Genomic DNA, 14,988 nt, shown 5'->3' on the forward strand with positions numbered 1-14,988 from the left:
CCCATGCTTTCTGATGCATTAAAAACGACGATAAGAAAAATTCATAAGCATGTGGCTGATAACCTCAGTGATTATCGCCCTCGAAGCAGTCAAAATTATTTAGTCGCCGAAATAGCCAAAACACTGGCGGGTGAATACCACAAAAAACAGCGCATTTGTGTTATTGAAGCCGGCACGGGTACCGGTAAATCCCTCGCGTATTGTTTAGGGGCATTACCACTGGCGCTTGCACAAAAAAAGAAATTAATTATTTCTACCGCCACCGTTGCACTACAAGAGCAGCTAATAAGTAAAGAGCTGCCATTTTTTAAAAAGCATTCAGGCTTAGATTTTAAATTTGATTTAGTGAAAGGTCGTCAGCGCTATATATGTGCGCATAAACTACATAACGCCATAAATGGTGATAATCAAACACAAATGGAGTTTATGCCAACCCTTGCTTCGCCACTGAGCGCAATGGAAACTAGATGCTTGCAACAATTATACGATGCTTACACCAAGAAAAAGTGGCAAGGCGATCGAGATAGCTGGGCTGATACTATTCCCGACCGCGTTTGGGGATTAATTGCCTGTGATAAACATGCATGCCAACGGCAAATGAAAGCGCACCAAACCTGTCCATTTCAACTCGCCCGCCAGCGCTTAATGCAAATGGATGTGTTAGTAATTAATCATTCATTACTATTGGCTGATCTAGATTTAGGGGGCGGTAAAATTTTACCTGAGCCTGATAGTTCGATTTATGTTATAGATGAAGCGCATCACCTTGCACACATTACTCGCGACTTTTCATCTGCCGCTGCAACAATTAAAGGCACCATTGATTGGCTTGATAAACTCACCAAGTTCAGTGGTAAAATGGCCAAAGTACTCGTGGGCCAAAAAGCCATTGGCCAAAACTTTAAACTGTGCGACAGTATAAATGATGCCAATAAAGACTTAAAAGTCGTGCGTGATATTTTAGATAATGCCGATTTTAACTATTCAAAAGACGATACATACCGCTTTGAGCATGGTGAAATTCCTGAGTCATTACACACTAAAGCCAAAGATATCAGTGAAGCTACGCTCGATGCCCTTCGTTGTTTAAATAAAATGCACGACACCCTGGTGCAAGATGTCAGTGATGGCGATATCAAACCTTATGTTGCCGATCCTATCTTAGGTGAAAGCGGCCATTACATAAATCGCTTAGAGCAACTCAATAAACTATGGTACAGCTACGCCACTAAAGGTGAAAGCACGCCGCATGCCCGTTGGATAAAGCGCTTAGAGTACAAAAACCATCACGATCATTTATTAAGCGACTGCCCCATTGAAGTTGGCTACTATTTAAAAGATAAATTATGGAGACAATGCGCTGGCGCTGTTTTATGCTCAGCGACACTGACAGCGCTTGGATCATTTGATCACTTTGCCTATGAAACAGGATTAACTAAAGAAGAAGGCGTAAAATATTTAAAAGTGCCTTCGCCTTTTGATTACCCTAATCAAGCCACGTTACATATTCCAACCTCAAGTATAGAGCCAACTCATAAAGAGTTTAGTGATCATTTAGCTAAGGTATTACCCAATCATTTAAATAAACAACAAGCTAACTTAGTATTGTTTGCGTCTTATTGGCAAATGGATCACGTAGTCAAAGAGTTACGCACTAGAAATCTTGATATTTTAGTCCAAGGTGAAATGTCGCGCGAAGCGCTATTAAAGCAACACACTAAAAATATCGACGCAGGTAAAGGCAGTATTTTGTTTGGCACGCAAAGCTTATCTGAAGGGCTCGACTTGCCGGGTAAATACCTTGAGAATTTAGTGATCACTAAAATTCCATTCGCCGTACCCACCTCCCCGATTGAAGAAGCACAAGCTGAATTTGTACAAAGCAAAGGAGGGAACCCATTTTTATCGATTACCGTGCCTGATGCAGCCAAGAAATTAGTACAAAGCTGTGGTAGACTGCTGCGTAAAGAGAACGATCAGGGACGGATCACCATCCTAGATCGCCGTTTAGTGACCAAGCGCTACGGTAAAGCCATGCTTGATACACTACCACCCTTTAAAAGACAAATTGATTATTAATGTTTGAACTTGCACTTGACCCAACAACCTGGGCACTCCTTTGCGCCGTGGCTCTGGCCGCCGGTTTTATAGACGCAATTGCCGGCGGCGGCGGTATGCTAACTGTACCCGCACTATTAACCGCAGGCCTGCCTCCGCATTTAACATTGGGCACAAATAAACTCGCTGCCAGTTTTGGCTCACTGACCGCCAGTGTCACTTATTTTCGGAAGCAACTATTTAACCCTCGATTTTGGGCCGCATCTATTGTTGCAACTGCTATCGGTGCATTACTTGGTACGCTGATTGTTGATTACCTCAGTATTGAATTTTTAAACAAGTTACTTCCTGTTGTGATCATTATGGTAGCCTGTTACAGCCTATTTGGTAGTTTAAGCACAGTAGAACACAACCAATTACCGCCACTAAATAGAGCGACTAAAATCAAACAATGGCTACAAGGCCTAAGCTTAGGTTTTTTTGATGGATTAGCCGGTCCTGGAGCGGGGACTTTTTGGACAGCATCTAATAGCTTACTCTATAAAATGAGCTTGCTGCTGAATTGTGGTTTAGCGCGTTCAATGAATTTTGTATCAAATTTTGTCTCCCTCATTACTTTTATAGCACTTGGCCATGTTAACTTTTTATTGGGCATCACCATGGGCTTCTTTTTAATGTTAGGTGCATGGATAGGTGCTCATTCAGCCATACGCTTTGGCAGTAAATTTATTCGCCCGGTATTTAATACCGTTGTGATAATCCTAGCGCTAAAACTAATTTATGAGGCGTATTTATAAATGCGTGCAGACTCTTTTGATAAACTTTGCCAGCAAGTAACAACATTAAAGCAACATGCTGAACAATTTGATAAAGCTAAGTTATTCGCTAAAAATAGGTATATGCAGGCACAACCAAGCCTATTTGATCGGGGTGTTTTCACTACAAAAAGCATGAAATTAGTTGATTACGTGCTGGAAATTGAAGATGAAGTAAATAGCCTTCCGCCATTAGAACGTCGCCATGCTCACAATTATGCATTAGAGCGTATTGGCAATCAGGTACAAGCGGTATTTAATGTCATTAAATCTACGCCTATTTGGGAAAAAGAAAACAAAAGCACGTATAAGCCCCGCAATAAGCCTGTGAGTAAATCGCTACCTTATCAGCAAGCTGTAAAGCAAATTATGCAGCCTGCCCATGAGTTATACGACGAGCTTAAACAAAATCACGAATTCGAGCGCCGCTTAGTACTGATGGTCGAAGAGTGTAAGCTGCGAATGCAAAATATGGGCCCTGTAAAAGCCAAAGCCATAAACTTGGAGATACTGGCTCTGCACGCGCGCCTTGGTCGTTGTCGCAAAGCCATATCAGCCACCGAAGAAAAAATTCAAATCGTAGAGAAACAGCAACTACGCTAGAGCGTGTTGCCTTTGTGGATTGAAATTTGTTCAATCTAGGAGAAGCAACACACACCATAGGCGCAGCCTTGCCTACATACCAAATAGACTGCTGCAAAATCAATCACGAAAGGTCAACATGACCTAGCACCCGTTCCTTAGCCCTCTTAATAATATAGCGTTTGTCGATTTATCCTGTCGCGTGGTATAAACTGAAGTAGCTGAAATATAAATTTGGAGCAACACTAGTGCGATTACATGACGATATTCATAACTTTTATGAAAAGATAGTTATAGAGGAAATAATCAAACGCGAGCTCGATAAGCAGTATAACGAAGATGTTATGGCCGACTTTTGCTGCACTGTACTAAACCAGCTTCCACCTCGATATATTCGTTATGATGTAGATATGGCGTTTTATCTACCGCAAGCCGAACGTATACAAATGGAAGAACGCGTAGCCATTGCTATTAACGTTGCCATTGAACAAATAGCAAAAAAAAAGAGTCTGCATGAGTAAAGAGTTAACCCAAGCACCTGAACATGTAAAATTAGCAGTCGACTTAATCATGCTACTAGAAGAGCACAATGTAGCAACTGAAGATGTACTAAAAGCCCTTGAGATCATAAAAAACGACTACGAAAAAAAACTAATTCAATAAGCCAGCATTAAGCTGGCTAACACCTCCTTAGCCCTACTCCCCTTTAAATATAGCAACATACGTAGGTTGGGTGTTTGATTTACTAGCGCGGTACATACCACTTGTATTAAAAGGTAAACTAATATTACCTTTAGTATCAACGATGATCACTCCCCCCGTGCCACCTATTGGTTTTAACACATCATTAATTACTTCATCACCCGCTTGATCAATCGTTTTATTTTGATATTTAACCCGAGCACAAATATCAGCAGCTACATTGTAGCGAATAAAATACTCTCCATGCCCAGTTGCAGATACTGCACACGACTCATTTTCAGCGAAAGTACCAGCACCAATCACTGGCGAATCTCCTATACGACCAAAACGCTTAGCAGTCATACCGCCTGTTGATGTACCTGCAGCTAAATTACCCTTTTTATCAAGTGCGACTGCACCAACAGTGCCCATTTTATAGTTCACAGGTAACGCATGATGTGCGGCTTGATAATTTTTACTCGTTACTTTGGCTTTATCTAACTTTTCTTTTGCTTTTAGCAATGCCTTATAACGGTTCTCTGTATCAAATAAGTTATTCTCTACCAACGGAATACCGTGTTCTTTCGCGAATTCTTCAGCACCTTGACCACTAAGCATTACATGAACTGACTTTTCCATCACCAAACGCGCTAGGTTTATTGGGTTTTCAATGTGCTTTACACCCGCTACAGCGCCCGCTTGACGGCCCCGCCCATCCATAATAGAAGCATCAAGTTCATGGCTACCGTCATATGTATAAACAGCACCGCGCCCAGCATTAAAGTAAGGTGAGTTTTCTAACACATTAATTGCTGCCGTCACCGCATCTAGGCTTTCACCGCCCAGCTCAAGCACCTTATAGCCTGTTTCTACCGCTTCTTGTAGTTTGGCTCGATAGGCCTTTTCTTGCTCTGGGGTAAAACGACTTTTTTCAATTGTGCCTGCGCCGCCATGAATAGCGATAGCAAATGGAGTTGATGTGTTCGCAATTGTACTAATGGAGTGAGTGCTTAAAGCAATGGCTGCCACACTAATAAAAGCATTTAAGAGAGGTAGTTTCATACTGGCCAGTAACATTTAAAATAAGTAATTATAATGTGAATAAATTGGCGATGAATTACAACCTTAACTAGATAAAAGGCACAAAAAAAGCGCCTAAAGGCGCTTTTTCTCAGTTTCGGTGAAATTACGCTTGTTGCGCTTTCAAACGAGCTAAACGTGCTACTTGGTGAGTAGACGTTAAAAATGAGTAAATTGGTGCTAAATAACCACGTTTACGAAGCTCTAAGAAAGCTTCATCACTTAACTCATTCAGTTTTTTCTCATCAATCAGGTAAATACCGTTGATGTCTTTTTTCTCGCCTTTAATATCAACTGTTAGTGTTTGTGCTACTAAAAGCTCTTTATCCGCAAGGTATTTAGTGAATGCTTCAGTTACGTGAGAAAATTCAATAAATGATACTAGCGCTTCTTTACGACGTTTTAAGTAATCAGTTTCTTCGCCGTTTTCAAATAATGCATTACCTTCAGCATCACCCACTAAAGGGCTAGCTTCATCAATAACGATACCGTATTGATCTTCTTCTGGGTGTTTTACTAGACCCAGTGGGTAGCGTGTTGTTGCCATAGGTGCAAACGATGCAGTCCACTTACCATCTTGCACAAAAAGATTTTCGCCTGGCTCTAAACCAAACATAGCTACGGCCTGAAATTGACCTGTTTCGTTATTTTTAACGAAAGACATTGGGAATTCATTCGCAACACGCGCAAACTCATGTGCAACTACAGGCACTAAGTGTTGAGTTTTTAAAAATTCTACGTTAATGCCGTTTTGAATTTTAGTGTTGGCATGTTTTTCATTGTGTAAAGGCTGTACTTGTTGCTCCGCCATGTTACTGCTCCGTTATATATAAATTAATTTTTTTGCTGTTAGTACCTAAGGCTAAAGGTTTTGACGGCAAAAAGGAAGTGAAAATTTTGTGGCAATTTGCACATAATTAAATTGATTTAAGAACACCGCCTATTATTCATTCGGCTAGGTTGTTTGTAACAGCTATTAAAGTTACTACACTAGATTTTGACAGCGCTGTCCAAGATCAGTATATTAATTATTAACTAACTGTAATCGTAGCAATATACGTATTCACAATAAAGTAGAATTCGGTAAATGAGAGACTTAAAGCTAAACCCAAAAATGAGTATAGAGAAGAAATTAATCCCTGGCACTACGCTTTGCGTGTATATTATTGATGATTTCTTATTAGATGCTGCGAGTGTAATAAATTTTGCATATAATATCGCTTACTTTAATCCTATGTTTTCTGATAACTCATACTACCCTGGTAAGCGTGATAACATGCCTCAGCCATATCTCGACTTATTGCAAACCTTTTTTCAAAATACAATGTTGCCCGTACTAGAGCTAGGTAATGATTACTCAGCGACTGTACATAAGTGCTTACTATCATTAATTACTTGTGAGCCTTCAAGTTTACTTTTAGAGCAGAAAATACCCCATATAGACTCATGCGATGGAGATGATTATGCTTTCGTCCATTATTTATCACCAGCGGAACTCGGTGGGACAAGCATATATAAATATACTCCCGAAAACTTAATTCAATTCTCAGAAGAGCATAGGTATCTACTAGAGCATATGATGCCAAAAGTTGAAAATAGCCAAGAAGAACATCATGGTTATATTAATTCTACAACGAGCTTATTTGAACAAGTTTTAACTATCAAAGCTAAATTCAATCGTCTTATAATTTATCAAGGAAACTTGCTGCATAGTGCAAATATTACATGTACAAAAAGTTACAGTAACAACCCCAAGCAAGGCCGATTATCAATAGCATCTTTTGCTAGTATTAAGAGTAATTAAAAGTCATTATCTATCTAAATAAAACAGGTAATTTAATGTCAGAACGGGATCGAGTTTTGAGTAATCTAGGTAATAACTCAGCTACTACCTAGCTTAATGTGAACGATCTGTAGACATCATTTTAAAGGACATTAGATAACCAGAAGTGAGACCTTAGGGCTAATTTAATAGCTACTTGCTCTTAAAAATGATGCGATAACTAGGATCTATAAAAGCTAAAAAAGGTGATAAAAAGGAGATAAAAAGCACAGTAGTTTTTTAACTGCAAAAAATAAACCCAGCATAAAATACTGAGTTTATCAAAACACCTCTCTAAATTATTATAATGATTGCAAACCAAACTGTTTGATTGTATCTAAAAGATCTCTATGGCGGGGCAGCATCTTTTGCAGATGATTTGTAATCTCTTTTCTTTGATTTATCATAGCTAAAGACGTTTTACATACTGGGAGCCTATCATTTTTTAGTTTGGTTTTAAAACCCATACCATAAAGTACAAATAAAAAATTCTCCAAAAAAAACACTTCAAAATGGCTAAAAAAGTCATCACTTATTGGAATGTAGCTTTCCCATAGTGCCAGTTTCTCCTGTAATGACATCGGTATAGTTGCGCTTTTTTTATTATCTACCCAAAATTCTGAATCTGTACGATCAGATATACAATAATGAAGTTTAATGAAATCAACCACTCGATCCCACGCATATACCATAGAGTGATTAAAACGCTTCTCTAATTGCGCAAGCTGCGCTGTTGAACTAGGGAAACGCTGTGCTAGTATTTCAGCCGAAAAATCAGTCAACAAAATCGACGTTGCCTCAAGTGGCTCTAAAAAGCCTTGTGCTAAACCTAATGCAACACAGTTTTTATGCCAAAACTTTTCTCGGTAACCGATCTTCATTGGGATAGTACGATATGTTAGATTTTGTTTACTTTCACCTAAGTAGTTATCAAGTTTTTCTTCTGCCTCCTCATCACTCATATGACTACTTGAGTAAACCAAACCGACACCGCGTCTACTAGATAAAGCAATATCCCATATCCAACCAGCTTGGTGGGCGGTTGCAACTGTGTAAGGAGGGATCTCTGCATCTGCTGCTGTAGGCACTTGGACTACTAACGCTCGGTTGACTAGTAGAGTTTTAGAAACATCTTTAAAAGGTACCTTTAGTGCCTTATTGATCAATATTGAATCAAATCCTGAGCAATCAATATAGAAATCAAATTCAAGTTCACCTTGACTATCTGTAGTCAGTGAAAAAATACTCCCATCTTCTGATAAATTTACACCCGTAATATTAGCAAGTAAGTGTTTTACAAAATACTTACTTTTAGCGTTGCTTGCTAATAGTTTTGCAAACTTCGCAGCATTGAGGTGGTATGCATAAGCTAAATCACCTTGATATTCAGGTGTAGTGATTGATTTTGGAGCTAAACCTTCCTCACATATCTTATGTTGTGACGATAACATCTCTGCATAGCAACATACGTCTTTTTTCTCAGACAACCAATGTGATGTTAAAAGATTAGCTTCATTTCGTAAGGGAACATCAAATAAATGATGGAAAAAATTATTTTCTCCATGTTCTTTTTTATCCATCCAATTAACAAATTTAATTGATTGCTTAAATGTAGCATCGCACTCGCGGATAAAATCAGTTTCACTAATACCAAAACTAAGCAGCGTCTTTTTTATATCTGGGACTGTGCCTTCTCCAACACCGATAGGAGGCACATCAGGTGACTCAATTAATGTTATCGAGATATCATCTTTATTACATAGTGCTTTACCTAAATGGTTTGCAGCCAACCACCCTGCGGTACCACCACCAATAATAGCAACCTTTTTAATATCCATAAGCCCTCAACAATACTGTTTTTTACTAATACAAATTTTATTAAAAACGTGACCATTCCAACTAATTTAGTGCAGCTGGTATAATAGACAATCTTTGAATCAAAAAGCCCAGCAATTGCTGGGCTTTTATTAAAAGGTTTATCTAAATCATATTAAAAACGAACGGCAACACCCATTTTATATGTTGCTTCACCTTCAAAGCTCCATGCAGGGAAACCACCTTCTAAATCGTCAGAAGGCGCTGAGCCATATTGATAAACACCTGTTTGCAAGCTATCCTCTTTTAAGATATTTGCAGCTTCAAATGTAACATCAAGGTAGTCTGTTGCAGACCAAGTAGCACTGAAGTCTAATGTCCCAAAATCTTTATGAGTACGGTTTAAGTACCAACCTGGGGCTTCACGCATGATGTATTCTGAACGCCAGTTATATGCAAGACGTGCCGAGAAGAAATCATTTTCATAGAAACCAACAGTGTTAACTGTATGCTCTGATGAATCAGAAAAAACGTTATTCCCATCAGGATAGTTCTCGCCTGGCGAAGTTGCATCAGCATAAGTATAATTTACACTATAACCAAAGCCATTATCAAAGGCATCTTGAATTTGTAGCTCAATACCTTCGATAGAACCACCACTAACATTTGTTGATTGACTTACCGACCAACAATCTGCTTGTTCTGTACCACATGGGCTTGATTCAGGCGTACTTTTATAAATTGGTATTTCAAGACCAATTTGTTGATTGTTAGCATCACGTGTTGAAATAAATGAGCTAACATCTTTCATGAAATAACCAATACTAACCATACCGTCTTCACTGAAGTACCATTCTACTGAAATATCAGCTTGGAAAGCTTTAAATGGCTTAAGTGCAACATTACCAGTACTCGCGACTTGGGTATTTGGTTGTGTGCTATCAAAGTTAGACAGTGAAGTTGTCGCAAACATATCAGAGTAATTAGGACGAGAAATTACTTGTGCTGCTGAAGTACGTAAGATTACATCTTCTGACAAATCTAGTACTACATTCACGCTTGGTAATAGTTCGTTATAGCTTGCAGTATCAGTTGAAAGCGTTGTCCCATACTCACCCTTTGAATTAAAAGCATAATAGTCTGAAGATGCGTCTGTTGATATATAACGTAAACCTAAGTTACCTCTAATACCATCAGAACTGAAATCAGCCATTGCGTATAATGCAAAGTTTTCTTCTTCAACAGTTCCATACGCATCTTTTTTCTCTGTATAGTGATCTGTTGCTGCAAGCGAGTCAGAAAGAATTAGTTCTCCATTCGCTTCTGGAATAGTAAAGCCTGCACCTGATGAAACAACTCCAGGGAAATATTCACTTGCTGCTCTAAAAGTGCTTTCATGATTATAATTATCGGCTAGCTGCCCTTTAAAACCTTGCTTTTTAACTGAGTGATCAGCATAACGTAAACCTGTTTTGATGGCAGTAATCACACCAAAGTCAACTGGAATATCAAAATCTAAATTTACATACGTTTCTTCATCTGAATTTGGTGAGTCGCCTAAAGCCCAAGTCTGAATACCAATCATTGAAGGCAGGATACTCGAATCGTAATTTTTATTTACAACATCAAATTTCGCTTGGTCTCCAGTCATATCCCAAGTACCAACTTGTCCATCGAAATTATTTGTATATTCACCAACTAGTGCGGTTCTGGCGCCACCTTCAGATTTTGTATTACCTACACGACCTGAAAAAGTAAAACTATCAGCTTCATATTTCCAGTCTAGGTCAACTGTTTTTGAATCCATTGAGGCTTCACGAGCCCAAGTTTGAAAATAACCAGCACCAAAATCTGGATAAGCGTATGCATACTTAGTACCAGCATTACCATTGGCGTAACTAACTCCTGTGTTGTTTGCTTCTCTTACAATACAGTTGTCATTTGTAGGATCGACCTTAACGCACGAGTCATCACCTGGAAACATGATAATCTGACCATTAGCGTTGTTTGCATTTAAGTCTAAAGACATTAAATTTAAACCAAACTCTAATTGATCAGTAGGACGATACTGTAGAGCAACATTCAATGCTTTACGATCACGATCTTGCTGGAATGTTGTTGGAGCCATACCACCACTCCAGTTTCTTGATGTTTCTACACCATTACGTTGGTATTCAGTAGCTGAATAAGCACCAGAAACTAACACACCAAATGATTCACTATCATTTTTCCAGCTGTATAAACCAGAAACTTCAGGATTAAGCTCTTCAGCGGTTGTACCGTAAGCACCTTTAACACTTGCGAAGACAGAGTTAGAATCTAAATCTAATGGCTTACGTGACTTAACAATAACTGTACCGCCAATACCGCCTTCTACAAGATTTGCTTGTGATGATTTATAAACTTCTAAACCACCTACCATTTCTGAAGGCAACATTGCGTAGTTGAAACTACGGTCAATCGCTTGTTGGTCATACCAACCAGTTGATGCAACTGTATGGCCATTTAGTAGTGTGCGAGTTAATTGAGAAGATGCACCACGAATAGATACTTGTTGGCCTTGACCAAATTGGCGAGAAACAGTAACACCAGGTATACGAGCTAATGACTCACCCACGTCACCATCTGGAAATTTACCAACGTCTTCAGCTGATACCACATCAACAACCGCATCAGAGAAGCGCTTACCATTAATTGAAGCTTTCAATGAACCACGAATACCACGCACTTCGATTACTTCAACACCTTCTTTAACTTGCGCTTCATCTGCGAATGCAGCACCAGTGAATCCGGCACTCATTACAAGACCGATATTTACTGCTAATAAGCTTTTTTTAAAATTTTTAGCTAACACAGGATTCCCCTTGAATCATTTTGTTGGTTTTTTATTTATCACTTCTGCCCAGTGATGATGACAGCGTTGTCATCTAGTAACAAACCATACACTCTAAATTACAATTGTGCTACATCTTTTTGGTGAGTTTTTGAAAAAAAAGCAACCTAAAAAACATAACCAATTGAAAATAAATAAATTTAAAATAGAGTATTTATGATTTGTTACATTTTAACGTGACAAATATACCATGATTAAGTTCAAAAAGAGAAAATATATGGAGTGATTTAAGGTAATAAACAAGGAAAAACTGACTAAAGTGTAAAAAAAACGTTCCATTTTGATGTGCTTTCACACATAAAATGAAACATCAACTAACTAGTTGGAAGGGTGTAACTGTGTCTTTCATTCAAAAAGTCCACTGCTTCATGGTTATATGATAAATAGTTAGATTAGGGCAAATAAAATAACTCAAGGGGTGCAAATAATTATCATTACCAATGACAGCGTTGTCATTTTTAAATTATAGGTTCCTATTCGACTAATGTCTACCTTTATTTCCACAAAAAATACAACCTTTTGTTGGTCCTTTTCTGCAATTGTCTTTTCGTTATACTCAAGAGGCTTATAGGCGTTAACATAACGATACTTTATCCAATTTAAGGACACTTATCTGGTTGAATCTAAATAAAACCTCAGCATTAAAGCTGTTAATTACAGCTCAGTGGGTATGGCTACTTGATATTTACTAATTGGACAGTTGTTCGGCTGTTGTTAAAACTTTAGAGTAGTATCGAATAATTAAATAAAAACACCTACAAGAACGGTTATCCATTGTAGTTAATTTAAATAATTCAGAAACACTTTGGGTTTTCTACAAAGAAAAGAACTGTAACGCTAAAATAGAAAAGCAGACCTGCGGGTCTGCTTTTTAATAATTAATCTAGCTCAGGCTAATATACCCAAGCCACCTCAAGATGCAGAATTCAGCGTTTTGCGGTGGCTTGGGTAATACAGCAAGTTAAGGGGCCCAATAAACTTCAATATTAATTGTAGGGTGATTTAAAATAGCGCGAAGTGGCATATCATTAACATCACCTCCTGCTTTCGCGGCTTTATACACTGCTAGTTTCTCTTCACCACTAATCAAAAGTTTAACAACTTTCGATTGTGCAATTGCTGATAACGTTAAAGTCATGCGCTGTGTAATATCACCTGTCACATCACTTTTTATGGCATTAATTGCACACACTAATTGTGGAGTTTCCAGGCCATTTTGCAAACCATCTGCATGTGGAAACAATGACGCGGTGTGGCCATCCGGCCCCATTCCTAAAATAGTTACATCAAATGGGCGTTTCAGTTGTTGGTATGCCGCTTCACATTTTGCGATGCCCTGCTCAGCAGTTACTGCGCTATTTTTCATAGTCACGAAGTTAGCTGCTGCCCCATGGTTTTGTAATAAAGTGCTTTTTATAAACACTTCATTGCTTTTGTCATGTTCTGTATCAACCCAACGCTCATCAACCATAGCAACATCAATATTTTTCCAATCTAGTTCTAGGTTTGATAAGTGCTTATAAGCAGGAGCAGGTGATGAGCCCCCTGATACCATAAGCACAGCACGTCCATCAGCCTCAATTCCGCTGATCAAACTTTGTTCAAGCGTTGCTGAGAGCTCTGCTGTTAATGCATCTTTTGAATCAAAAAATTTCTCTACAATAGTCGCCATTACTTACGCCTTATCGCCAGTGTTAAACCAAACATGATTTTTTTCAGCTAATAATTCATCAGCATCATCAGGCCCCCAACTACCTGCACGGTATAATGATGGATTCCCTTTTTCTTGCCAACGCTCAACAATAGGATCAATCCACTTCCAGGCTTGACGAACTTCATCACGGTGAATGAATAGCGATGGGTTATTGGCTGCAGCATCAAGCATTAAACGTTTGTACGCATCAGAATGAAAGCCATTACTATAAGCTTGTGAAAGCTCAATGTTCATCGTTACCGGCTCTAATTGCATCTCTAAGTTATCAAGACGTTTCGACATCAAAGTTAGCTGAATAGTCTCTTCTGGCTGCAAGCGAATAACCAATCGATTAGGTTCAATTTTGCCAACATTATCACCGTATACATTGTGTGATACTTTTTTATATTCAACCACAATCTCGGCACAACGCTTTGCCATACGTTTACCTGTACGCAGGTAAAATGGCACACCAGCCCAACGCCAATTATCAATATGCGCACGAATGGCAACGAAAGTTTCTGTTTTACTTGAACCTTCATTTAGCTCTTCTAAATAACCTGGGACAATTTTTCCATCCAAGTCACCTGGGACATATTGGCCACGAACAATATTGTCATCTACATCCGTAGATATCAGTGGTCGTAATGACTCTAATACTTTTAGCTTTTCAGTACGGATACTATTCGCATTAAGTTTATTTGGTGACTCCATAGCCACTAAGCATAGTAATTGTAATAAGTGATTTTGCACCATATCACGCAAAGCGCCGGCTTTATCATAAAACCCTGCACGGCTTTCAAGACCAACGGTCTCTGATAAGCTAATTTGGATATTATCAATTGATTTAGCATCCCACATATTTTCAAATAATGAATTTGAAAAACGCAGTGCCATTAAGTTTTGTACTGTTTCTTTACCGAGATAATGATCGATGCGGAAAATTTGATCTTCTTTAAAAAATTCAGCAATTTTTGCGTTGATCTCTTCTGCTGAATTACCGCAATATCCTATTGGCTTTTCAACAACTACACGAGACGTCTCAGTGATCAGACCTTTACTTGATAGTATTTCACAGCAGCTACCATACACAGCAGGTGGAAGTGATAGATAAAATACACGTGATTTACTTACATCGTGCTCATCTAGTATCGCTTTTAACTTATCCCAGTCATCATCCGCTTCTGTAACGTTTGTTACAACTGGTACTAAGCACGCTGAAAATGCTTTCCAGTCTTTAGCATTAAACTCGCCTTTGCTCAAAAATTCTTTTAGCGCTTCATGCGCTGTCTCTATATATTCTGCACGTTTACTTTCTTCACGAACGGTCGGTAAAATACGCGAACCTTGTGGTAAGTTGCCTTCTTGATATGCGCGATACATTGCAGGTAGTAATTTGCGCAATGCAAGATCACCGCCGCCCCCAAAAATTACAATATCAAAAGGATTTAGCATAATTGACTCTCTACGTTTGCTATGCCCTGTTGTCGACTGCTCATTTAACAGTTCAGGCATACATTCTGTTGTTTAGGTGATGTCAGCTTTTAGC

At 38.7% G+C, this 14,988-nt stretch carries 12 protein-coding genes; 6 read left to right on the plus strand and 6 right to left on the minus strand.

The features are described 5' to 3' along the window. The first annotated feature begins 3 nt into the window (after nucleotides 1-3). The 5 genes from dinG (at nucleotide 4) to ACJJVX_RS16315 (ending at nucleotide 4,118) form a co-directional block, all read left to right on the plus strand. Nucleotides 4-2,079, plus strand: a complete 2,076-nt coding sequence (gene dinG / locus ACJJVX_RS16295; RefSeq protein WP_054454193.1) for an ATP-dependent DNA helicase DinG — start codon at nucleotides 4-6, stop codon at nucleotides 2,077-2,079. Continuing rightward, entirely contained in the window at nucleotides 2,079-2,855 is a 777-nt protein-coding gene (locus ACJJVX_RS16300; RefSeq protein WP_054454191.1) for a TSUP family transporter, read from the plus strand. The genes dinG and ACJJVX_RS16300 overlap by 1 nt, the downstream gene beginning before the upstream one ends. Next, nucleotides 2,856-3,476 (plus strand): primosomal replication protein, encoded by a 621-nt coding sequence (locus ACJJVX_RS16305; protein ID WP_054454189.1) that lies wholly within the window; start codon nucleotides 2,856-2,858, stop codon nucleotides 3,474-3,476. It abuts the gene before it with no gap. A gap of 227 nt (nucleotides 3,477-3,703) precedes the next feature. After that, nucleotides 3,704-3,976, plus strand: coding sequence for a late competence development ComFB family protein (locus tag ACJJVX_RS16310; RefSeq protein WP_054205463.1), 273 nt, complete (start codon nucleotides 3,704-3,706; stop codon nucleotides 3,974-3,976). After that, nucleotides 3,969-4,118, plus strand: a complete 150-nt coding sequence (locus ACJJVX_RS16315) for a DUF2496 domain-containing protein (protein WP_082355653.1) — start codon at nucleotides 3,969-3,971, stop codon at nucleotides 4,116-4,118. Before ACJJVX_RS16310 ends, ACJJVX_RS16315 begins: the two co-directional genes overlap by 8 nt. Before the next feature lie 33 nt (nucleotides 4,119-4,151). Here ACJJVX_RS16315 and ACJJVX_RS16320 read toward each other — a convergent pair whose 3' ends face one another. Together ACJJVX_RS16320 and ACJJVX_RS16325 are read right to left on the minus strand one after the other, a co-directional pair. After that, nucleotides 4,152-5,198, minus strand: coding sequence for an isoaspartyl peptidase/L-asparaginase family protein (locus ACJJVX_RS16320; RefSeq protein WP_054454187.1), 1,047 nt, complete (start codon nucleotides 5,196-5,198; stop codon nucleotides 4,152-4,154). A 124-nt stretch (nucleotides 5,199-5,322) separates the two neighbouring features. Continuing rightward, the gene (locus ACJJVX_RS16325) at nucleotides 5,323-6,027 is read right to left on the minus strand and encodes a SapC family protein (RefSeq protein WP_169327004.1); all 705 of its coding nucleotides are present in this window, start codon (nucleotides 6,025-6,027) and stop codon (nucleotides 5,323-5,325) included. A 276-nt stretch (nucleotides 6,028-6,303) separates the two neighbouring features. On the opposite strand from ACJJVX_RS16325, the gene ACJJVX_RS16330 reads away from it, so the two are divergent. Continuing rightward, nucleotides 6,304-7,020 carry a DUF6445 family protein gene (locus tag ACJJVX_RS16330; RefSeq protein ID WP_054454183.1) on the plus strand — a complete coding sequence of 239 codons (717 nt, stop codon included), beginning with the start codon at nucleotides 6,304-6,306 and terminating at the stop codon, nucleotides 7,018-7,020. A 320-nt stretch (nucleotides 7,021-7,340) separates the two neighbouring features. On the opposite strand, the gene ACJJVX_RS16335 is transcribed toward ACJJVX_RS16330, so the two are convergent. The 4 genes from ACJJVX_RS16335 to zwf form a co-directional block, all read right to left on the minus strand. Then, the gene (locus ACJJVX_RS16335) at nucleotides 7,341-8,876 is read right to left on the minus strand and encodes a tryptophan halogenase family protein (RefSeq protein ID WP_405632427.1); all 1,536 of its coding nucleotides are present in this window, start codon (nucleotides 8,874-8,876) and stop codon (nucleotides 7,341-7,343) included. 152 nt (nucleotides 8,877-9,028) lie between these two features. Then, entirely contained in the window at nucleotides 9,029-11,707 is a 2,679-nt protein-coding gene (locus ACJJVX_RS16340; RefSeq protein WP_054454179.1) for a TonB-dependent receptor, read from the minus strand. A gap of 1,000 nt (nucleotides 11,708-12,707) precedes the next feature. Beyond that, nucleotides 12,708-13,418, minus strand: coding sequence for a 6-phosphogluconolactonase (gene pgl, locus ACJJVX_RS16345; RefSeq protein ID WP_054205469.1), 711 nt, complete (start codon nucleotides 13,416-13,418; stop codon nucleotides 12,708-12,710). Nucleotides 13,419-13,421: 3 nt separating this feature from the next. Further along, complete coding sequence (gene zwf / locus ACJJVX_RS16350; RefSeq protein ID WP_405632575.1) at nucleotides 13,422-14,894, minus strand: glucose-6-phosphate dehydrogenase; 1,473 nt, start codon at nucleotides 14,892-14,894, stop codon at nucleotides 13,422-13,424. Nucleotides 14,895-14,988: the final 94 nt, after the last annotated feature.

Source organism: Pseudoalteromonas sp. Ld20 (assembly GCF_045064175.1).
Lineage (GTDB): Bacteria > Pseudomonadota > Gammaproteobacteria > Enterobacterales > Alteromonadaceae > Pseudoalteromonas > Pseudoalteromonas neustonica.

Excerpts from the sequence above, each read along its gene's own strand:
- ACJJVX_RS16320 (WP_054454187.1), bottom strand. The coding sequence starts at position 5,198 with ATGAAACTACCTCTCTTAAATGCTTTTATTAGTGTGGCAGCCATTGCT.
- zwf (WP_405632575.1), bottom strand. The coding sequence starts at position 14,894 with ATGCTAAATCCTTTTGATATTGTAATTTTTGGGGGCGGCGGTGATCTT.
- ACJJVX_RS16330 (WP_054454183.1), top strand. The coding sequence starts at position 6,304 with ATGAGAGACTTAAAGCTAAACCCAAAAATGAGTATAGAGAAGAAATTA.
- ACJJVX_RS16305 (WP_054454189.1), top strand. The coding sequence starts at position 2,856 with ATGCGTGCAGACTCTTTTGATAAACTTTGCCAGCAAGTAACAACATTA.
- ACJJVX_RS16335 (WP_405632427.1), bottom strand. The coding sequence starts at position 8,876 with ATGGATATTAAAAAGGTTGCTATTATTGGTGGTGGTACCGCAGGGTGG.
- ACJJVX_RS16325 (WP_169327004.1), bottom strand. The coding sequence starts at position 6,027 with ATGGCGGAGCAACAAGTACAGCCTTTACACAATGAAAAACATGCCAAC.
- pgl (WP_054205469.1), bottom strand. The coding sequence starts at position 13,418 with ATGGCGACTATTGTAGAGAAATTTTTTGATTCAAAAGATGCATTAACA.
- ACJJVX_RS16300 (WP_054454191.1), top strand. The coding sequence starts at position 2,079 with ATGTTTGAACTTGCACTTGACCCAACAACCTGGGCACTCCTTTGCGCC.
- dinG (WP_054454193.1), top strand. The coding sequence starts at position 4 with ATGCTTTCTGATGCATTAAAAACGACGATAAGAAAAATTCATAAGCAT.
- ACJJVX_RS16315 (WP_082355653.1), top strand. The coding sequence starts at position 3,969 with ATGAGTAAAGAGTTAACCCAAGCACCTGAACATGTAAAATTAGCAGTC.